The following is an 18920-nucleotide window of genomic DNA, read 5'->3' as shown; positions in this document are numbered from 1 at the left end:
CCCGCGCCTCAGGTCTCCACGAACGCCCGCAACCGCAGCAGCGCCCGGTCCCACTGCTCGGCGATGCGCTGCAGCGACTGCCGCGCCTGTTCCAGCTCGGCCGGCTCGAACTGCCACAAGCGCTCGCGCCCGGCCTTGAGGTCGCGCACCAGCCCGGCGCCGGCCAGCACCTGCAAGTGCTTGGTCACCGCCTGGCGGCTGATGTCGGTGCCGGCGGTGAGCTGGGCGATCGACAGCGCGCCGCCGGCGCACAGCGCCACCACCAACCGCAGCCGGGTCTCGTCGCCGAGCGCGTCGAACACCCGCGCCGAGCGCCGCAGCGCCGGCGCCTTGAACGCGGCCGCCGGCTTGACGGCGGCAGGCTTACTCGACATAGCGCGCGATGTTCCCGACCTGCGCGTCCCAGCCGCCGGAGTTCATGCGGAACGCTTCCTCGCGGCGTTCGGCCGGGACTTGGTCGAAGCCCGACTCGGTCACCGTCAGCCAGGTGCCGCCGTCGGCGTCCTCGAGCGCGAACTCGACCAACGTCGGCGGCTCGTGCGAGTAGTCGCGGTCCGGATCGACCGCATAGGGATGCCAGTGGAACGAGAACCGGCGCTCGGGCTCCATCGCCTGCACCACCACCCGCATCAGCAGGTGTTCGTAGCCGGGGTAGGTGATGTAGCCCTGCGCGGGCTCGCCGGGGGCGAAGCGCTGGCCTTGCAGCTTCACTCCGAACCATTGGCCGAAGGACTCGGCGTCGGCCAGCGCGCGCCAGACCTTGGCGCGCGGGGCCTTGAGCAGGATGCGGCGTTGGATGCGGTCGGTGGATGCGTTCATGGGCAACCTCTTGGATGCATATCGCCGGGCCAGAGTGGACCGCAAATACGCAACCGTCAAGTTGCTTTTTCAGTCGCCGGCGCGAGGCCGCCAACCTCCGCACCCGCGCCCGGCTCGCCGCGCCGCGCTCAGTACGCCACCGCGAGCGCCGTCCATACCAGCGCGATCGCCAGCGCGACCGCGGTCGCGATCCGCTCCACCTCGGCGTCGCGCCACCGGATTCGGCAAACCACCGCGGCCGCCAACACCACGCACGGCACCGCCAAGGCTTCGATGCCGATCATTCCGCAACGCACCATGCGGTCGCCGACGTCGCACATGAAGCGATTGGGGTTCAGCGCGAGGGCGGTGTCGGCGATGACGGTATACAGCGGCGGCACCAGGGCCAGGCAGAACAACGCGATCCACAGCAACGACTGCGCCGCGCGCGCCGGCCACGCGCGCGGCCACCACTCCAGCGCCAGGCAGCACGCGCAGGCCGCGGCCGCGATCGCGGGCAGGCCCCAGGCGACGCCGCCGCGGTTGATCCAGACGGTGCACGCCAGCCCCGCGACCCACACCGCGGCGACTGCGATAGCATTCCTGCGCGCGGCCGCGCCGGCGCCCGCGCTCATCGCGTCCGCTTCCGCGGCGACCGGGCCGCCTTCGCGCCGGTCCCGCCGGCCGCCGCGCGCGCATCGCACCGCAACCGTCCGCGCCCGCACCGCATCGTCTCCGTGGTTCCGCTCCGCATCGCGCCGCCTCCTTTCGTGCCCCATGTTCACACACGCAAACCCGGCTGACGCTAGCCTCAACGGCAGATGTGTTTATTTGTATCGCCTCCACGGCCCACACCGCCCGGCGCTACCATGCCGGCTCGCATGAGGTGGCCATGAATAAAGTCCTGCTGATCGAGGACGACGCCCGTCTGGCCGGGCTGATCTCCGAGTACCTGCAACGTTACGACTTCCAGACCTCGGTGGTGCTGCGCGGCGACCTCGCGCTGCCCGCGATCGAGAACGATCCGCCCGACGTGATCGTGCTCGACCTGATGCTGCCCGGCATGGACGGCTTCGACGTGTGCCGGCAGATCCGCAAGCAGTCGAGCCTGCCGATCGTGATGCTGACCGCGCGCGCGGACCTGTTCGACCAGGTCACCGGCCTGGAGGTCGGCGCCGACGACTACGTGCTCAAGCCGGTGGAGCCGCGCCTGCTGCTGGCGCGGCTGCGCGCGGTGCTGCGCCGCAGCCAGGCCCAGCCGCAGGCGGCGGGGCCGTCGATCCTCAGTTACGGCGGCCTGCAGATCGACCTCACCGCGCGCCAGGTGCGCTGGAAGGGCGAAGAGATCGACCTCAAGACCGCCGACTACAACCTGTTCGTGATCCTGGCCCAGGCCGCCGGCCGCGTGCTCAGCCGCGACGAACTGCTGCGGCGCTGGCGCGGCATCGGCTTCGACGGCGTCGACCGCACCGTCGACGTCAGCATCTCGCGCCTGCGCCGGCACTTCGCCGACGACGCGCACGAGCCGCGCAAGATCAAGACCGTGTGGGGACGGGGCTATCTGTTCAGCCCGATCGCCTGGGAGGACTGAATGCTCTCGATGCTGGTGCGGTTGTACCTCACCGTGGCGGGGCTGCTGCTGTGCTCGATCCTGCTGGTGCAGCAGGTGTTCCCCTACCTGTTCCCGGACCAGTACTCGGCTTCGGTGCGGCACGAGTTCGTCGGCGAACTGACCCTGCTGCGCGAGCGCCTGGACGACGCCGCCGGCGCCGAGCTCGACCGCCGCCTGGCCGAGCTCAACCGGCGCACGCCCGAGCGCTACAGCCGGGTCACCGCGCAGGAACTGCGCGCGCTGCCGGCGCGCAACCGCGCCGAACTGACCCGCCTGGGCAGCGCCAGCACCCACGTCGGCAGCGAACGCCATCACCTGTTCCTGCGTCTGCCGGCCGGCGACACGGTGCAGATCGTCTATACCGAGAACGACTTTCCGATCCGCTACGTGGCCTACCTGACCGTGTTCGCGATGGTGCTGCTGGGCCTGATGATCTGGCTGCAGCCGCACTGGCGCGACCTGGAGCGGCTGCGCGACGCCGCCGCGCAGTTCGGCGACGGCGACCTGGGCGCGCGCGCGCGGGTGCGCGGCGGCTCGTCGATCCGCCAGTTGTGCGTGTTCTTCAACAACATGGCCGACCAGATCGGCCGCCTGATCCAGTCCCAGCGCGACATGGTCAACGCCGCCTCGCACGAGCTGCGCACGCCGATCACGCGGTTGGAGTTCGGCCTGGCCAACCTCGCCGACACCCTCGACGATCGGGTCGCGCGCGCCCGCGTGCACGCGCTGCGCTGCGACGTGGAGGAACTCGACCTGCTGGTCGGCGAACTGCTGACCCTGGGCATGCTCGAACGCAGCGGCCCGCGCCCGAGCCTGGAGCCGGTGCAGCTGGAAGGGTTCCTGCGCGCCTCCACCGGCGTGTCGGCCGACGAACTGCGCAGCCGCGCCACCCGGATCGAATGGGCGATCTCGGCGGAGCTCGACGAAGTGGCGGTGGAACCGCGCAGCCTGCGCCGCGCGTTCTCCAACCTGATGCGCAACGCGGTGCGCTACGCCGACAGCGCCATCCGCGTCGCCGCCGAACCGGCCGGCAACGACTGGCTGCTGATCGTCGAAGACGACGGCGTCGGCATCCCGGCCCAGGACCGGCGCCGGGTGTTCGAGCCGTTCTACCGCCTCGACCGCAGCCGCGACCGCGCCACCGGCGGTTACGGCCTGGGCCTGAGCATCGTGCGCCAGGTGATCGAACGCCACGGCGGCACGGTCCACGTCGAACCCTCGCCGTTGGGCGGCGCGCGCTTCGTCGCGCGGCTGCCGCAAAGCCCGCGGCTGTGGTCCGAACGCGACGGCGCGGCCGCCGGCGAGGACGGGGCCGGCCCTGGCGACGCGCAGGAACGCCCGTTCCATCTGCAGTGAGCGGCCGCGGTCGCGGCCACGATGACCCCTTTCGCTCCCGCACCGCGTTGGCAACAGCGCGGGCGGCGTTTTCGCGCGCCGTTGCAAGCACGCTCGTTCACACTGCGACCGGCTCCAGGATAGGAACCCCGACCCATATGGACATGAACGCCCTGCCCGACGATCTCGAATCGCGGGTGCTCGACCTCGCCAACCAGGCCATCGCCCACCAGGCCGCCGGCGAGCATCGCCAGGCCGCCAAGCACTGGGGCCGCGCCATCGCCCTGGCCGACAGCGGCCTGGGCAGCGACGACATCCGCCACTGGCTCAGCGCCGGCGCGGCCGAAACCCTGTACCGGCTCGGCGACTACGCCGCCTGCATCGTCGCCGCGCGCGCGGCGCAGGAATGGAGCCGGCAGCAGCACGCGCCGCTGGCCGCGTTGCTGCTCGGCCAGGCGCAACTGCGCCTGGGCCGGCGCGAGGCGGCGCTGCAGGCGCTGCGCGAGGCGCGCGCGCTCGGCGGGGAGGCGGTCTGGGACGCGATCGACCTCGACCTGCGCGCGGCGGCCGCGCGGCTGCTGCGCAGCGACGCGGCCTGAGCGCGGCGCGCGCGCCCGGCGGCGGCGCGGCGCGCGCTCAGAACCGCGACCACCACTGCACGTTGCGCTCGAAATGGCCGACCAAGGTCTGGACCAGGCGATGCCGGGTCTCGGCCGGGCGCGTCTGCGCGTCGCCGCAGGCGATGGCGCGATCGACCGCGCCGTGCATGGCGCTGAAGAAGATCACCGCGGTCATGCGCGGATCCGGCGCCGCCCATACCCGCGCGGCGATGCCGCCTTCGAGCAGTTCCACCAGCTGGTCGATCACCGGATTGTCCTGCCAGGCCTGGCGGTCGTAACCCTTGCTGTGCGTGTGCGCGTCGTGGAACAGCGCGTCGTGCAGCGCCACCTGCTCCAGATACGCGCTCACCGCCGTCTGCACCCAGGCGCGCAGGCGCCCGCCCCAGTCGCCGTCGCGGCACCGGTCCATGGCCTGGCGCACGCGCGCGACGAAACCGTCGGCGAAGCGCTGCTCCAGCGCCGCGCGCAGGCGCCGTTCGCAACCGAAGCGGACGCGCAATTGGGCTTCGTCGAGGCCCGCCGCCGTGGCGATCCGCTCCAGCCGCAGCGCCGCGACGCCGTACGCGGCGACCAGGCGCGCGGCCGCGTCCAGCGCCGGGTCCGGCGTCAGCGCGAGGAAGGCCGATGCGGCGGCGGCCGCGCGCGCATCGGCTTCGCCCGCCACCGCGGGCTGCAGGGTGGCCATGGGTCGAATCTCCAAATGAGAACCGTTCTCATCATACTCCATCAGACGCGCGCCGGGCGGCGCCACCCAACCCCGTCGGCGGCCGCCGGATCGGCCGCCGGATCGATTGCCGAACCGAGCGTCGGGCCGGGCGCCGGCGCGAACGCGAGCGGCGAGGACGCAACCGCCGCATCGCCGACGCGCATTTTCCCGGCTGGATAATTTTTCACCAATCCTCACCCGCGCTTGCGACCGCGATCGACATTCGCATGCGAACCAATCCATTGCCGCGCGCGAAAACACGTTCGCGCTCAGCGGAAACGAATCGGACACGATCACAACTCGCGCGTGATTGAACGCGAGTCCGCGGCATCGCGCGACATGGGCGTTTTCCCCTGGAATTTCGCGTTTTTCGCAAACCCCGTCGGAGTCGAAGACAAGCCCCGACGCTGTAGAAAAACCTTCACATATCCGTCTTGTGATAAGTCTCTCACCGTCGCCCCCGTAAATATTCGACTTGTGATATGCCTCTCATCCACCTTGATGGACATGACTTGAGCGCTCGGGGATATTGACCCCGAAGGCGCCGCACAACGCATCCGCGCAACGTCGCCTTTCGATGCGTTCGCGTCCGCCCGCCGCGGCGGAATGCCGCATCGTTTGTTCCGTCCCCCCTTTGCCACACCGATAAGAACTAAGGCCCACCGTCCGCCGCTCGCGCCGGATGTACACGGATAGAGGCCCTGCCCAGGCGCGCTGCGCCGCGGCCGTGCTGTACTTTTTTGCATTCGCTGACACACGGAGAGGGGGCCACTCGCAAGAACGAGTCGGCCGCAGGCCCGCGCGCACCCGGTACCGCGCGCCGACGGACATCGCGTCCGCCGGCCGGCGGGCGCGCGCGTCCCGGCGCCGGCTCAGAGGAAGCGCCATGAACGAACTCCATGCCCACGGCCTGCCGCTCACCACCGCCCAGCGCGGTCTGTGGGTCGGACAGAAGCTCGCCTCGGCCGAAGCGACCTTGAACATCGCCGAAGCAGTGGAGATCCACGGACCGGTCGAGCCGGCGCTGTTCCAGCGCGCGTTGCGCCAATTCGCCGACGAAGCGCAAGCGGTGCGCGCGCGCATCGTCGAGCACAACGGCCTGCCGTACCAGATCGTGCGCGAGCGCTACGAGTTCGACACGCCCTACATCGATTTCAGCGCCGAACCCGACCCGCGCGCCGCCGCCGACGCGTGGATGCAGGCGGAGATCAACCGCCCGGTCGACCTCGCACACGATCCGCTGTGGGTCGGCGCGATCTTCAAGTTCGCCGACGACCTGTACTGCTGGTACCAACGCGCCCACCACACCGTCTACGACGGCTACAGCGGCGGCATGGCGGCCAAGCGCCTCAACGAGCTGTATTGCGCCTACCGCGACGGCGTCGAACCCGAGCCCTGCGGCTACGGCACGCTGGCGTCGCTGATCGAAGCCGAGGCGTCGTATCGCGATTCCGACCGCTACCGCCGCGACCGCGAATACTGGCTGGAACAACTCGCCGGCCTGCCCGAAGCGGTGACCCTGGCGCGCCGGCGGGTGCGCAACAACGGCGGCCTGCGCCGTTCCAGCGGCCACGTGCCCGAGGCCGGACGCGAGCGCCTGGCGCAGATCGCGCGCGACAACGGCGTGAGCCTGCCGCAGGTGCTGATCGCGCTGATCGCCGCCTACTACCACCGCGCCAGCGGCGCCCACGACCTGGTGTTCGGCATGCCGGTCACCGGCCGCGCCAGCCACGCGCTGCGCAGCACCCCGGGCATGGTCGCCAACGTCGTCGCGATCCGCCTGCAGATGCGCGCGGACATGAGCATGAGCGAGCTGTTCCAGCAGACCTCGCGCACGGTCAAGTCGGCGCTGCGCCACCAGCAGTACCGCTTCGAGGAACTGCGCCGCGACCTCGGCCTGGTCAACCCGGACCAGCACATGGCCTGGCTCGGCATCAACATCGAGCCCTACGACTACAACAACTTCCTCGGCCACCGCGGCAGCGCGCGCAACCTGCACAACGGCACCGCCGAGGACCTGACCGTGTTCGTGTTCGACCGCCTCGACGGCCAGGGCCTGAGCTTCGACTTCGACGCCAATCCCACCCTGTACCCGGCCGCCGAACTCGACGAACACAAGCGCCGGCTGATGCGCCTGATCGACGCGGTGCTGGAAACGCCGGACATCGCCCTGGGCGCGATCGACGTGCTCGGCGCGGACGAGCGCGCGCGCCTGCTGACGCAGTGGAACGACACCGACGCGCCGCTGCGCGACACCACCGCGCTGGCCGAGTTCCGGCGCCAGGCCGATGCCACCCCCGACGCGGTCGCGCTGATCGCCGGGACGACCCGGCTGAGCTATCGCGAACTCGACGAATCCAGCACCCGTCTGGCCCGGCGCCTGGTCGCGCGCGGCGTGCGCCCCGGCGACACCGTGGCGATCGCGCTGCCGCGCGACGAAGTGCTGCTGTCGGCGCTGCTGGCGGTGTGGAAGGCCGGCGCGGCCTACCTGCCGCTGGATCCCGACGCGCCGATGCAGCGCATCGCCCTGACCCTGGACGATGCCGCGCCGAGCCTGCTGCTGACCGCGCCCGCGTTCGCCGACGCGTTCGCCGGACGCGGCCTGCCGCTGCTGTTCGCGCACGCCCAGGACGAACGCTACGACGCGCCCGACGCGCCGGCGCTGCCCGAGGTCGGCGGCGACCACGGCGCCTATGTCATCTACACCTCCGGCTCGACCGGCGTGCCCAAGGGCGTGGAAATCGGCCAGCGCAGCCTGTGGAACTTCCTCCAGGCGATGCAGCGCGAACTGCGGCCCGAACCGGGCCAGCGCTATCTGGCGCAGACCACGATCACCTTCGACATCGCCGGCCTGGAGCTGTTCCTGCCGCTGACCGTCGGCGCCACCGCCGTGCTGACCACCGCCGAGGTCGCGCGCAATCCGCTGGCGCTGGCGCGGCTGATCGACGAACAGCGCATCGACGTGATGCAGGCCACGCCGTCGCTGTGGCGGATGCTGCTGGCCAATTCCGACGTGCGCCTGCAGCGCGTGCACGCGCTGATCGGCGGCGAAGCGCTGTTGCCGGAACTGGCCGAACAGCTGGTGCGGCAGGCGCGCCGCCTGACCAATCTGTACGGCCCCACCGAGACCACGGTGTGGTCGACCGCGATGGAGATCGACGCGCAGGTCCTCGCCGCCGGCAACGGCGCGCCGCCGCCGATCGGCAGGCCGCTGCTCAACACCCAGGTCTACGTGCTCGACGCCGCCGGCCAGCCGATGCCGACCGGCAGCGCCGGCGAGCTGTACATCGGCGGCGCCGGCGTCGCGCGCGGTTATCGCAATCGCGACCGGCTCAACGCCGAGCGTTTCCTGCCCGATCCGTTCCGCCCCGGCGGCCGTCTCTACCGCACCGGCGACCTGGCGCGCTGGCGCGACGACGGCACGCTGGAATACCTCGGCCGCGCCGACCAGCAGGTCAAGATCCGCGGCCACCGGGTCGAGCTCGGCGAGATCGAGACCCAGCTGCGCGGATTCGACGCGGTCGCCGAGGCCGCGGTCGCGCTTCATCGCGACGCCGCCGGCAACGCCCTGCTCACCGCCTACGTGGTGCCGGCCGCCGGCGCCGACGCCGCGCCCGACGCGCTGCGCCGCGCGCTGGCCGCGCGCCTGCCCGACTACATGGTGCCGGCGGCGTGGATCGAACTGGCGGCGTTGCCGATGACGCCCAGCGGCAAGCTCGACCGCAAGGCGCTGCGCCCGCCCGAGCGCAGCCGCCAGAGCGCGTACGTGGCGCCGCGCACCGAGGCCGAACGCAAGCTGGCGACGATCTGGCAGCGGATCTTCAAGCTCGAACGCGTCGGCATCCACGACAACTTCTTCGAACTCGGCGGCGATTCGCTGACCGCGGCCGAGCTGGTCGCGGCGCTGCCGCGCCATTTCGGTTCCGAGCTGTCGATGGGCGCGCTGTTCGAAGGCTCGACCATCGCCGGCCTGGCCGCGGCGCTGGAGCGCAGCGGCGGCGACAACGATCCGCTTGGCGCGCTGCTGGCGCTGCGCGGCGGCGCGGCGGAGCGCAACGCCCATCCCGAGCGGCCGCTGTTCTGCATCCATCCGGTCACCGGCGTGGGCTGGGCCTTCACCGGCATGCTGCGCCAGCTGGAGTTGCCGCTGTACGCGCTGCAGTCGCGCGGCCTGCGCGGCGGCGCGCTGCCGGGCAGCATCGAGGAAGTCGCGGCCGACTACATCGCGCAGATGCGCAAGGTCCAGCCGCACGGCCCGTACCGCTTGCTCGGCTGGTCGCTGGGCGGCCTGATCGGCCACGCGGTGGCGGCGCAGCTGCAGCGCGAAGGCGAGCGGGTCGAATTGCTGGCGATGATGGACTCCTATCCCTTCGCCACCGAACCGGCCACGCCCGACGAGGCCCAGCAGGCCCAGGCCGTGCTCAAGTTCCTCGGCTTCCACCACCGCCTGCGCGAGGCGCCGCAGGACATGCGCGCGCTGACCGAGCTGCTGTGCCAGGAATACGAGGTGTTCTCGAACCCGCTGGTGCAGCAGGTGCTCAAGGAAGACGCCAAGCTGATCGAGCACGTCGCCGCGGTCACCCGCAACAACCTGACGCTGGCGCGCCGCTACGCGCCGCAGCGCATCGACGCCGACGTGCTGTTCTTCGACGCGCGGCGCAAGGAGCGGGTCGACCTGGACGGCCTGCTGCACTACCGCGCCAACGCCTGGCAGGCGCACGTGGCCGGACGGTTCGAGGTGCACGAAGTCGATTGCCACCACCAGACCATGCTCGAGCCGCGCGCCGCCGCGCATATCGGCCGGGTGTTGCGCGAGCGCCTGCACGGCGCGCCCGCGCAGCCCGCGCGCGCCGACGCGCCGCCGCCGGCCGCGCTGACCGCGGCCGCGGCCCTGGTCGCCGCCTATTCGTAAGGAGACGCACGTGTCCGCTTCCGCTTCCGCCGTCGCCGCAACGCTTCCCATCGCCGCCCAACCGGCCGATCCCACGCCCGGCGCCGTGGTGATCTTCACCGTCGGCACCCAGGGCGACGCGCGCCCGTGCATCGGCCTGGGCCAGTCGCTCAAGCGCGCCGGCTATCCGGTGCGCATCGTCACCAGCGAGAACTTCGCGCCGCTGGTGCGCGAGGCCGGACTGGAATTCGCCGCGATCAGCGCCGACTTCAGCGACCTGCTGACCAACAATCCCGAGACCGTCGACAAGGCGCTCAACCCCTGGTACCTGGTCCAGCACACCCGCGCCAAGTTCGCGCAGTGGGCGGCGACCTGGGCGCAGGAGGCGCGCCCGGCGTGCAAGGGCGCGGCGCTGCTGGTCGGCACCGGCATCGTCACCCAGCTGGCCAAGGCGATCGGCGAGGCCGACGGCATTCCCTTCATCCAGGCCCACCTGCAGCCGTTCACGCCGTCGCGCAAGCTCTCGCCGCTGTCGTTCTGGTCCGAGCGCGAGTTCCCCGGCGCGGTCAACATGGCGCTGTTCTCGGTGATGAAGCTGCTGGCCTGGTACACGCTCAAGCCCGCGGTCAACGGCGCGATCCGGCCGCAGCTCAAGCTGCCGCTGTTTCCGTGGTACGGGCCGTTCTTCGACAAGAACCCCGAGCGCATGCGGGTGCTGTACGGCTACAGCCGCCACATCCTGCCGCCGCCGGACGACTGGCCGGCCGAAGTCAAGGTCACCGGGAGCTGGTTCCTCGACCAGGCCGACGTATGGCAGCCGCCGCAGGCGCTGGCCGACTTCCTCGCCGAAGGCGACAAGCCGGTGTATTTCGGCTTCGGCAGCATGCTGGCCAACAACGCCGAGGCGCTGACCCAGGTGGTGCTCGACGCGGTGCGCCTGAGCGGCCGGCGCGCGGTGCTGGCAACCGGCTGGGGCGGACTGCGCTGCGATCCGGGACGCTTGAACGACCAGGTCTATGTGATCGAGGCCGCGCCGCACGACTGGCTGTTCCCGCGCATGGCCGCCACCGTGCAGCACGGCGGCGCCGGCACCACGGTGGCCGCCGCGCGCGCCGGCGTGCCGTCGGTGTTCGTACCGTTCTTCGGCGACCAGCCGTTCTGGGCGCGGCGCATGCACGCGCTCGGCGCGGCGCCGCCGGCGCTGGACCGGCGCACCGTCACCGCCGAGCAGATGGCGCAGGCGGTGGCGCAGGCGCTGCAACCCGAGCGGGTGCGCGCGGCGGCCGAACTGGGCGAGAAGATCCGCGCCGAAAACGGCGGCGCCTCCGCGGTCCGCGCGCTCACCGAATGGGGCCTGTTGCCGCCGCCGCGGCTGGCGCGCGATACGGCCGCGCCGGCGCTGGAGCGCGTAGCCTGAGTTCGCTATCCGGATAGGGGATAGCGCGGGCGCCCCGGCCCCTGCCCCCACTGGCAAGGGCCGGGGCGCGGTGCGCAAGCGCGCAGCGCCGCGCCATGGCGCGACCGCGACGCGCCCAGTCACAGCCCTCGCCCAGTCACAGCCTCGGAGACGAGCCGCGCGCACAATGGCGGACCGCCCCGCGGCGCCCGCGCGCGCCGCCCGCCACCGAGGCGTCCCCCATGCAAAGCACCGATGTCGAACTCGAGCGCCTGCGCGTGCGCCGCGAGGCGCGCCGCGCCGAACTGGCCGCGCGCAGCGGCGTCAACCAGCGCGAAGGCCGCGCCCTGTGCCTGTCCGGCGGCGGCTACCGCGCCGCGCTGTTCCACCTCGGCGGTTTGCTGCGCCTGCACGAAGCCGGCCTGCTCGCCGGCCTGAGCCTGGTCAGTTCGGTCTCCGGCGGCAGCATCGTCTCGGCCTGGCTGGCCTGCCGCTACCTCGACACCCGCCGCGACCGCGACGAGAGCTTCGCCGCCTGGAGCGACCGCATCGACTTCCGCGCCGAGGTGGTCGAACCGTTCCGAGCGGTCGCCGCGCGCGACATCCGCACCCTGCCGGTGCTGGCGACGCTGCCGTTCAACTGGCTCAAGCCGTCGTGGCGCATCGGCCTGCTCGAACGCGGCTACATCCGCGCCTTCGGCGAACGCCATCTGGACGAACTGCCCGAGTGTCCCTCGTTCGTGTTCTGCGCGACCGACCTGAGCTTCGGCGTGAACTGGGAGTTCTCGCGCCGCCGCGTCGGCGACTACCTCGCCGGCTACCTGCGCGACGGCGCGCGGCGGGTGCGGCTGAGCTGCGCGGTCGCCGCCTCGTCGTGCTTCCCGCCGGTGTTCGGCCCGGTGCGCTTCGAAGCCGCGCCGGGCGACTACCAGCGCGGCGACTACCGCGGCGACGACGGCGACGCGCTGCGCGCGCGGATCGAACTCAGCGACGGCGGCGTCTACGACAACCTCGCCACCGAACCCAGCCTGCGCCGTTATCGCGAAGTGCTGGTGTCCGACGCCGGCGGCCCGTTCGTGTTCGAGAGCAAGCGCTGGTGGCTGTCGCGGCTGATGCGCTACACCCAGGTCATCGGCAACCAGGCCGAAGCGCTGCGCAAGCGGTTGTTCTTCGGCCAAGCCGAAAGCGGATCGTTCAGCGGCGTGTACTGGAGCCTGACCGGCTATCGCGACGAAGGCGCCGACGGCTACAGCCCGGCGCTGGTGCGAGAAGTGCTCGGGCGCCTGCGCACCGACCTGGACCGCTTCCTCGACGTCGAATTCGAGGTGCTGGTCAACCACGGCTACTTCGCCGCGCACGATGCGCTATGGCGGCAAAACGGCTGGGTGTCGGAGACGTCGCCGGCGGTCTGGCCTTATCCCGATCGCGCCGACGAAAGCCGGGTGCGGCGCTGGCTGCGGCGCAGCCACGCGCGGGTGCTGCATCGGCGCTGGTGGGGCGCGAGCTGAGCGCCGGCGGAGGTGGGCGACGACGTTGCGTTGCGCTGTCGCCGCTCACAGAAGCAAAAAACGCCCCACACCGTCATTCCGGCGAAAGCCGGAATCCATTTTGCTGTTGCCGTTGCTCGTGCTCGCCCCCGAGCGCGATGCAGTCGTCCCGCAGCCCCGGAGGGCGTGCGCATGGATGCGCACGCGCGCCATGGGGCATGGATGCCCCTTATGGCGCGGCCCCGCGCCCCTTTCGAGCCATAGTGGCTCTTGATCCCAAAAAGATAAGGCCTTTTCTTTGGTTACTTTCTTTGTGGCTTCAGACAAAGAAAGTGACCCGGCCGCTTGCGGACGGAAGCTCTTGATGGTCGCTTGTCATCACTCGTAGCGACGACAAAAGTGAGAGCAACAACAGAGTCAAAATGGATTCCGGCTTCCGCCGGAATGACGGTTTGGGAGGTTCGTTGCCTCAAGGATCATCGGCTCAGCTACGTCGCTTCGGTTGGATTCCGGCTTCCGCCGGAATGACGGCTTGGGAGGTTCGTTGCTTCAAGGATCATCGGCGGAGCTACGTCGCTTCGGTTGGATTCCGGCTTCCGCCGGAATGACGGCTTGGGAGGTTCGTTGCTTCAAGGATCATCGGCGGAGCTACGTCGCTTCGGTTGGATTCCGGCTTCCGCCGGAATGACGGCTTGGGAGATTCGTTGCCTCAAGGATCATCGGCGGAGCCACGTCGCTTCGGTTGGATTCCGGCTTCCGCCGGAATGACGGCTTGGGAGGTTCGTTGCTTCAAGGATCATCGGCGGAGCTACGTCGCTTCGGTTGGATTCCGGCTTCCGCCGGAATGACGGCTTGGGAGGTTCGTTGCTTTAAGGAACGCCGGCGGAGCTGCATCGCTTCGGTTAGATTCCGACGTTCGCCGGAATCACGGCGAAGGGGCGACGCAGTTACGTTGCCGCGGTCGCGGCTTGCGCCGCTCCTACAGGGGCTTCGGCTGGTTCGTATCCGACTGTAGGAGCGGCGCAAGCCGCGACCGCAACAACACAACTACGAGGCCGCCCTCAACGCAACCGAAATCATCCGCCTAAACCGCACACCCACCATCGAAACCCTCAAACCGCCTTGCGCACGCACGGCGCGAACAAATCCATCCGCTTCTCGTACACGCTGGTCTCCACCTGCATCAACCCCAGCACCGAGTGGAACAGGTTGTCCTGGCTCGCCGGCTTGGCCGACTCCGCGCGCAGGCATTGCAGGTCCAGCCCGCGCGAGGCGGCGAAGCCCGGCGAGAACCACATCGTCATCGGCACCTTGGTCTGGGTCTTGGGCGCGATCGCGTACGGCACGCCGTGCAGGTACAGCCCGTTCTCGCCCAGCGATTCGCCGTGATCGGACAGGTAGATCATCGCGGTATCGCGCGACGTGTCCTGGGCCAGGTAGCGGATGGTACGGGCCAGGAACTCGTCGGTCGCCAGCACCGCGTTGTCGTAGGCGTTGACGATCTGCTGCCGGTCGCACTTGCCCAGTTCGTTGGTGTCGCAGGTCGGCGTCCAGCGCCGCAGGCGGTCGGGATAACGGCGGAAATAGGCCGGTCCGTGGTTGCCGAGCTGGTGCAGCACTACCACCGCGTCGCCCGGCTTGGCGCCGATGCGCTCGCGCAGGCCGCGCAGCATCACTTCGTCGAAGCAGCGCTCGCTGTCGCAGTATGCCGGGTCGGTGTCGTGCTCGAAGGTCTCGAACGCCAGTCCCTTGCACACGTTCTTGCAGCCGGTCTGGTTGTCGCGCCACAGGGTCTGGATGCCGGCGTACTCGAGCACGTTGAGCAGCGATTCCGAACCCTGGATGCGGCCCTTGTCGTAATTGGCGCGGCCGTACGGCGAGAACATGCACGGCACCGAGACCTCGGTGCTGCTGCCGCAGGCCGTCGTGTCGGGGAAGTTGATCGGCCCGATCCGCGCCAGTTCCGGCGTGGTCTGGCGCTCGTAGCCGTTGAGCCCCCAGTTCTGCGCGCGCACCGTTTCGCCCACCACCAGCACCAGCAGGCGCGGCTTGGCGCCGGCGGCGCGGCCGGCGGCCACGCGCGCGTCGGTGCCGATCGGGGTGCGGCCGCGCACGCGCGAGGCCGAATCGTCCAGCGCCACCCGCGTCAGCGACACCAGGTAATTGGCCGGCGTCACCAGGTGGCGCATTTCCTTGTGGTTGCGCATCAGCGCCGAGATGTCCTGGAACGAGCCCATCAGCGCCAGCCCGGCCAGCGCCAGCGACGCGAGCAACAGCCCCAGCCGCACCAGCACCGCGCGGGCCAGCGGCCGCGGCTTCAACCGCACCCGCCACAGCAACAGCGCCGGCAGCAGGCCGTACAGCAGCAGCGGCAGCACCAGCCCGCCGGTGAACAGCTCCGCCGACTCCTTGCCGTCGGACTGCAGCACGTTGCGGATCATCCCGGTGTCCAGGTAGACCCCGTACTGGCTCATGAAGTGCGCCGCGCCGGCGGTGACCAGCAGCAACACCGTCAGCAGCGGCTTCACCGTCCAACGGTTCAACAGCACGCCCAGCAACAGCGAAGTGATCGCGACGATGGCCACGAACACGCAGGCCGCGACCCACGCGCCGCCGCCGTTGGCGAACGCGCCGGCGGCCGAGGCCGCGCGCCAGAACGCGTTGTTGGCGAAGGCGGCGAAGAACACGCTCGCGATCAGGACGATCGCCTCGACGCTGAGCTCGGGGCGATACGCCAGCCACGCCGGCCAGCGCAGCTGCGGACGGGCGATGGCGTTCATCGGCCCGCTCCTTCCAGCGATACGCGCTCGGCCGGTGCCCCGCGCTTGTCCGCCGCCAGCGGCGCCTCGCGCCGCGCCATCGCCAAATACAGCGCCAATGCCACGAACCAGCAGATCGCCAGCGTCCACACGTCGTGCGAAAGAAAATGCGCGCCGCGCAGCTGCTGCGAGAAGCCGAACAGCAGCCCCACTGCCAGCCCGCTCGCCAGGCCCGCCCAGCGCAGGCGCGGGCGCACCTGCAGGAAGAAGAAGTACAGCGCGATCCAGGCGTAGCCGCCGCTGGCGTGGCCGGCGGGGAAGCACACGCCGCGATCCAGCCCCGGCGGCCGCCGGTCGAACAGGCCGAAGAAGGGAACCTCGCCGCCGTAGCGGGTCAGGTCCCAGGGGCAGTCTATGTTGGTCAGCGACTTCAGGCCCGACGCCAGCGCCACCGCCAGCAACGTCGCCAGCAACAGATAGGCCAGCGGCCGCCGCCACGGCGCCAGCGCCGGGCGCGAGCGCGCGTACAGCCAGAACGCGAACGCGCCCAGCCACGCCGCGGTGCTGGCGTCGCGGCCGAAGCGATGGATCACCTGCTCGGTCAGGTAGGCGTTCTGCAGCGCCCAGCGCCCGCCTTCCAGCGCGTAGAAGCGGTCGGCCAGCCAGAAGTCGCCGCCCAGGCCCATGGTCGACGCCGACAGCGCCGCCAGCGTCAGCAGGGGCCACAACGCATGCAGCAGCAGGAACCGACGCGGCGACATGCCGGCGGAGATGCCGGGCAGGACGGCGGGGCGCGGAAGGGCCGACGGCAGCGGCCTGGAAGCGGAACGGATCATCGACGGCAGCGGGCTCGGAGACGGGCGTGGAAGACCCGTGCGAGGGCGCTTCGGGCTGCGGGGATGATCGAAACCGCGCTGTCGGAGAGCGGTCGGAACCGGGTTGGCGGCGCGTTAAACAGGCAAAAAAGCCGCGAAGCCGAGCAAACGGCCGGCATTGCGTTCAGATTCGGCCGGCGTTGCGCCGGCGCGGCGCTTGTTCCGACTGCGTTCCGACGCCACCGTATCCACACTGCCCGCCCGCGCCGGGACCGGGGACGTCCGCGCGCCCCATCACTCGACGCCCCGGCAATGGGGCACACTCGTCACGCCGCCCCCGCGGCAGGAGACCCGGCGCATGCGCCTGTTGGTAGTCGAAGACAATCGCAATCTGGTCGCCAATCTCTTCGATTACTTCGAAGCGCGCGGCTACACCCTCGACGCCGCGCCGGATGGCCCGACCGGCCTGCACCTGGCGGTGACCCAGCGCTACGACGCGATCGTGCTCGACTGGATGCTGCCGCGCCTGGACGGCCGCGAAGTGCTGCGCAGCCTGCGCGAGGAAGCCGGCTCCGACGTGCCGGTGCTGATGCTGACCGCGCGCGACGAACTGCCCGACAAGATCGCCGGCTTCCGCGCCGGCGCCGACGACTACCTGACCAAGCCCTTCGCCCTGCCCGAACTGGAAGTGCGGCTGGAAGCGCTGGCCGCGCGCGCCGCCGGCCGCGGCCGCAGCAAGCTGCTGCAGGTCGCCGACCTCAAGCTCGACCTGACCACGCTGGAGGTCAGCCGCGGCGGCCGCTCGCTGCACCTGTACCCGGCCTGCCGCAAGCTGCTGGAAGTGCTGTTGCAGTCCAGCCCCGGCGCGGTCACCCGCGAGCGCCTGGAGCACGCGCTGTGGGGCGACAGCCCGCCCGATGGCGACATGCTGCGCTCGCATATCTACGAGCTGCGCCGCGCGGTCGACGGGCCGTATCCGATCAAGCTGATCCAGACCCTGCCGCGAGTCGGCTACCGCCTCGCCGTGCCGGCGGACGCCGAGGCCGATGGCGACGCCTGACCGTCCCGCGGCGCCGGCCCGTCCGCGCTCGAGCCTGCGCCAGCGCATCCTGCTCGGCCTGTTCGGCTACACCGCGCTGCTCTCCATCGCGGTGGTGGTGCAGGGCTTCTTCGTCAACGAACACGCCGAACATCTGGTGTGGACTTCGCTGATGAACACCGAGATGGACTACTTCGTCGAGCGCAGCCGCAGCGACCCGGACTATCGCTGGAGCGACACCCAGGCGCTGTCGCTGTACGACAGCGCCACCCGGCCGCCGCCGCGCGAACTGGCGGCGCTGGCGCCGGGCGTGCACGACGAAGTCGTCGTCGCCGGCGTCGAGTACGTGACCCTGGTGCGCGACATCGACGGCCGCCGCCTGACCCTGGCGCTGGACATCGACGACATGGAGCACCGCGAGTTCGACCTCGCGTTGACCATCGCCGGCTCCGCCGTCACCACCCTGCTGCTGCTCGGCGTGGTGATCGGCTGGGGCGTGCGCCGGCTGGTGCGGCCGCTGACCAACATGGCCCAGCGCATCGGCGGCCTGCGCCCGGACCGCTCGGGCCAGCGCGTGGACGTGCCCGAATCGGCCAGCTCGGAGCTGGTGGTGATCGCCGACGCGGTCAACGACTACCTGCAGCGCAACGACCGTTTCGTCGAACGCGAGCGCGCCTTCATCGACAGCGCCAGCCACGAGTTGCGCACGCCGATCTCGGTGATCGCCGGCGCGGCCGAGATCGCGCTGGAACAGAACGAACTGCCGGCCGGCGCGCGCCACCAGATCAACCGCATCCGCCGCGCCTCGCGCGATGTCGAACAACTGATCTCGCTGCTGCTGGTGCTGGCCAAGGACCCCAAGCGGCTGAGCGCCAGCAGCGACCGCGTCGCCCTGGACCATCTGCTGCCGGAGATCGTCGAGGACCACCGCCACCTCACCCGCGACAAGGACCTGACCCTGGCGGTGGCGCCGCTGCCGCCGTGCGAGATCCTGGCGCCGCTGCCGATCGTGCAGGCCGCAATCGGCAATCTGCTGCGCAATGCGATCGAAAACAGCGACCGCGGCGAGATCGCGATCCGCCTGCACCCCGACGCCACCGTGACCATCGACGACCCGGGCCACGGCATGACGCCGGAAGAGATCAGCGCGATCTACGCCCGCGTCGCCCGCGGCGGCCGCGAAGGCGGCGGCATCGGCCTGGACCTGATCTCGCGCCTGTGCGAACACCTGGGCTGGACCCTGCGCTTCGACAAGGCCGAACGCGGAACGCGCACGACCCTGGCGCTGAAGGCGACCGGGTAGCCGTCGCGATCGGGAACGAAAGCGTCGGGCCTGAAGGCCCTCCCACGACAGCGCCATCCGCCGAAGCGCAACGCTGCCGTGCGTAAAGCCGTCCCGCTATGCAAACCGCTGCGCGGTGGAAGGCCACAAGGCTGTCGTGGGAGGGCCTTCAGGCCCGAC

Annotated in this window: 15 protein-coding genes; 9 read left to right on the top strand and 6 right to left on the bottom strand. The window is 70.7% G+C overall.

What is annotated here, in order from left to right:
- Positions 1-8 precede the first annotated feature (8 nt).
- The 3 genes from JHW41_RS02025 to JHW41_RS02015 form a co-directional block, all read right to left on the bottom strand.
- The gene (locus JHW41_RS02025; protein ID WP_250448845.1) at positions 9-374 is read right to left on the bottom strand and encodes an ArsR/SmtB family transcription factor; all 366 of its coding nucleotides are present in this window, start codon (positions 372-374) and stop codon (positions 9-11) included.
- Positions 364-819 carry an SRPBCC family protein gene (locus JHW41_RS02020; RefSeq protein ID WP_250448844.1) on the bottom strand — a complete coding sequence of 152 codons (456 nt, stop codon included), beginning with the start codon at positions 817-819 and terminating at the stop codon, positions 364-366. The genes JHW41_RS02025 and JHW41_RS02020 overlap by 11 nt, the downstream gene beginning before the upstream one ends.
- A gap of 128 nt (positions 820-947) precedes the next feature.
- On the bottom strand, positions 948-1583 hold the full coding sequence (locus JHW41_RS02015; RefSeq protein ID WP_250448843.1) for a hypothetical protein: 636 nt from the start codon (positions 1581-1583) through the stop codon (positions 948-950).
- A gap of 107 nt (positions 1584-1690) precedes the next feature.
- On the opposite strand from JHW41_RS02015, the gene JHW41_RS02010 reads away from it, so the two are divergent.
- The 3 genes from JHW41_RS02010 (at position 1691) to JHW41_RS02000 (ending at position 4344) form a co-directional block, all read left to right on the top strand.
- Positions 1691-2389, top strand: coding sequence for a response regulator (locus tag JHW41_RS02010; protein WP_057949394.1), 699 nt, complete (start codon positions 1691-1693; stop codon positions 2387-2389).
- Positions 2390-3766: an ATP-binding protein gene (locus JHW41_RS02005; protein ID WP_250448842.1), complete on the top strand. Its 1377-nt coding sequence runs from the start codon at positions 2390-2392 to the stop codon at positions 3764-3766.
- A 143-nt stretch (positions 3767-3909) separates the two neighbouring features.
- Positions 3910-4344, top strand: coding sequence for a hypothetical protein (locus JHW41_RS02000; RefSeq protein WP_139381816.1), 435 nt, complete (start codon positions 3910-3912; stop codon positions 4342-4344).
- Between the two features lie 37 nt (positions 4345-4381).
- On the opposite strand, the gene JHW41_RS01995 is transcribed toward JHW41_RS02000, so the two are convergent.
- The gene (locus JHW41_RS01995; RefSeq protein ID WP_250448841.1) at positions 4382-5050 is read right to left on the bottom strand and encodes a TetR/AcrR family transcriptional regulator; all 669 of its coding nucleotides are present in this window, start codon (positions 5048-5050) and stop codon (positions 4382-4384) included.
- Between the two features lie 907 nt (positions 5051-5957).
- Between JHW41_RS01995 and JHW41_RS01990 the strand changes: the two genes are divergently transcribed.
- From JHW41_RS01990 to JHW41_RS01980, 3 genes are all read left to right on the top strand, one after another.
- Positions 5958-9983 carry an amino acid adenylation domain-containing protein gene (locus tag JHW41_RS01990; RefSeq protein WP_250448840.1) on the top strand — a complete coding sequence of 1342 codons (4026 nt, stop codon included), beginning with the start codon at positions 5958-5960 and terminating at the stop codon, positions 9981-9983.
- Between the two features lie 10 nt (positions 9984-9993).
- Positions 9994-11379: a glycosyltransferase gene (locus JHW41_RS01985; protein WP_250448839.1), complete on the top strand. Its 1386-nt coding sequence runs from the start codon at positions 9994-9996 to the stop codon at positions 11377-11379.
- A 221-nt stretch (positions 11380-11600) separates the two neighbouring features.
- Positions 11601-12866 (top strand): patatin-like phospholipase family protein, encoded by a 1266-nt coding sequence (locus JHW41_RS01980; protein ID WP_250448838.1) that lies wholly within the window; start codon positions 11601-11603, stop codon positions 12864-12866.
- 1091 nt (positions 12867-13957) lie between these two features.
- Here the strand turns inward: JHW41_RS01980 and JHW41_RS01975 are convergent.
- The gene (locus JHW41_RS01975) at positions 13958-15625 is read right to left on the bottom strand and encodes a phosphoethanolamine transferase (protein WP_250448837.1); all 1668 of its coding nucleotides are present in this window, start codon (positions 15623-15625) and stop codon (positions 13958-13960) included.
- Positions 15622-16365: a phosphatase PAP2 family protein gene (locus JHW41_RS01970; RefSeq protein ID WP_250448836.1), complete on the bottom strand. Its 744-nt coding sequence runs from the start codon at positions 16363-16365 to the stop codon at positions 15622-15624. The genes JHW41_RS01975 and JHW41_RS01970 overlap by 4 nt, the downstream gene beginning before the upstream one ends.
- Positions 16366-16777: 412 nt before the next feature.
- On the opposite strand from JHW41_RS01970, the gene JHW41_RS01965 reads away from it, so the two are divergent.
- Genes JHW41_RS01965 through JHW41_RS26200 form a run of 3 tightly spaced genes read left to right on the top strand, consistent with a single transcriptional unit; the run spans position 16778 to position 18847 of the window.
- Positions 16778-17479 carry a response regulator transcription factor gene (locus JHW41_RS01965; RefSeq protein ID WP_250448835.1) on the top strand — a complete coding sequence of 234 codons (702 nt, stop codon included), beginning with the start codon at positions 16778-16780 and terminating at the stop codon, positions 17477-17479.
- Positions 17466-18761 carry a sensor histidine kinase gene (locus tag JHW41_RS01960; RefSeq protein ID WP_057949403.1) on the top strand — a complete coding sequence of 432 codons (1296 nt, stop codon included), beginning with the start codon at positions 17466-17468 and terminating at the stop codon, positions 18759-18761. Before JHW41_RS01965 ends, JHW41_RS01960 begins: the two co-directional genes overlap by 14 nt.
- The gene (locus JHW41_RS26200; protein WP_428995612.1) at positions 18692-18847 is read left to right on the top strand and encodes a DUF6053 domain-containing protein; all 156 of its coding nucleotides are present in this window, start codon (positions 18692-18694) and stop codon (positions 18845-18847) included. The genes JHW41_RS01960 and JHW41_RS26200 overlap by 70 nt, the downstream gene beginning before the upstream one ends.
- Positions 18848-18920: the final 73 nt, after the last annotated feature.

It is taken from the genome of Lysobacter enzymogenes, assembly GCF_023617245.1.
Classification (GTDB): Bacteria; Pseudomonadota; Gammaproteobacteria; order Xanthomonadales; family Xanthomonadaceae; genus Lysobacter; species Lysobacter yananisis.
The sequence above is the reverse complement of the archived record's forward strand: the minus strand, read 5'-3'. Positions and strand labels throughout refer to the sequence as shown.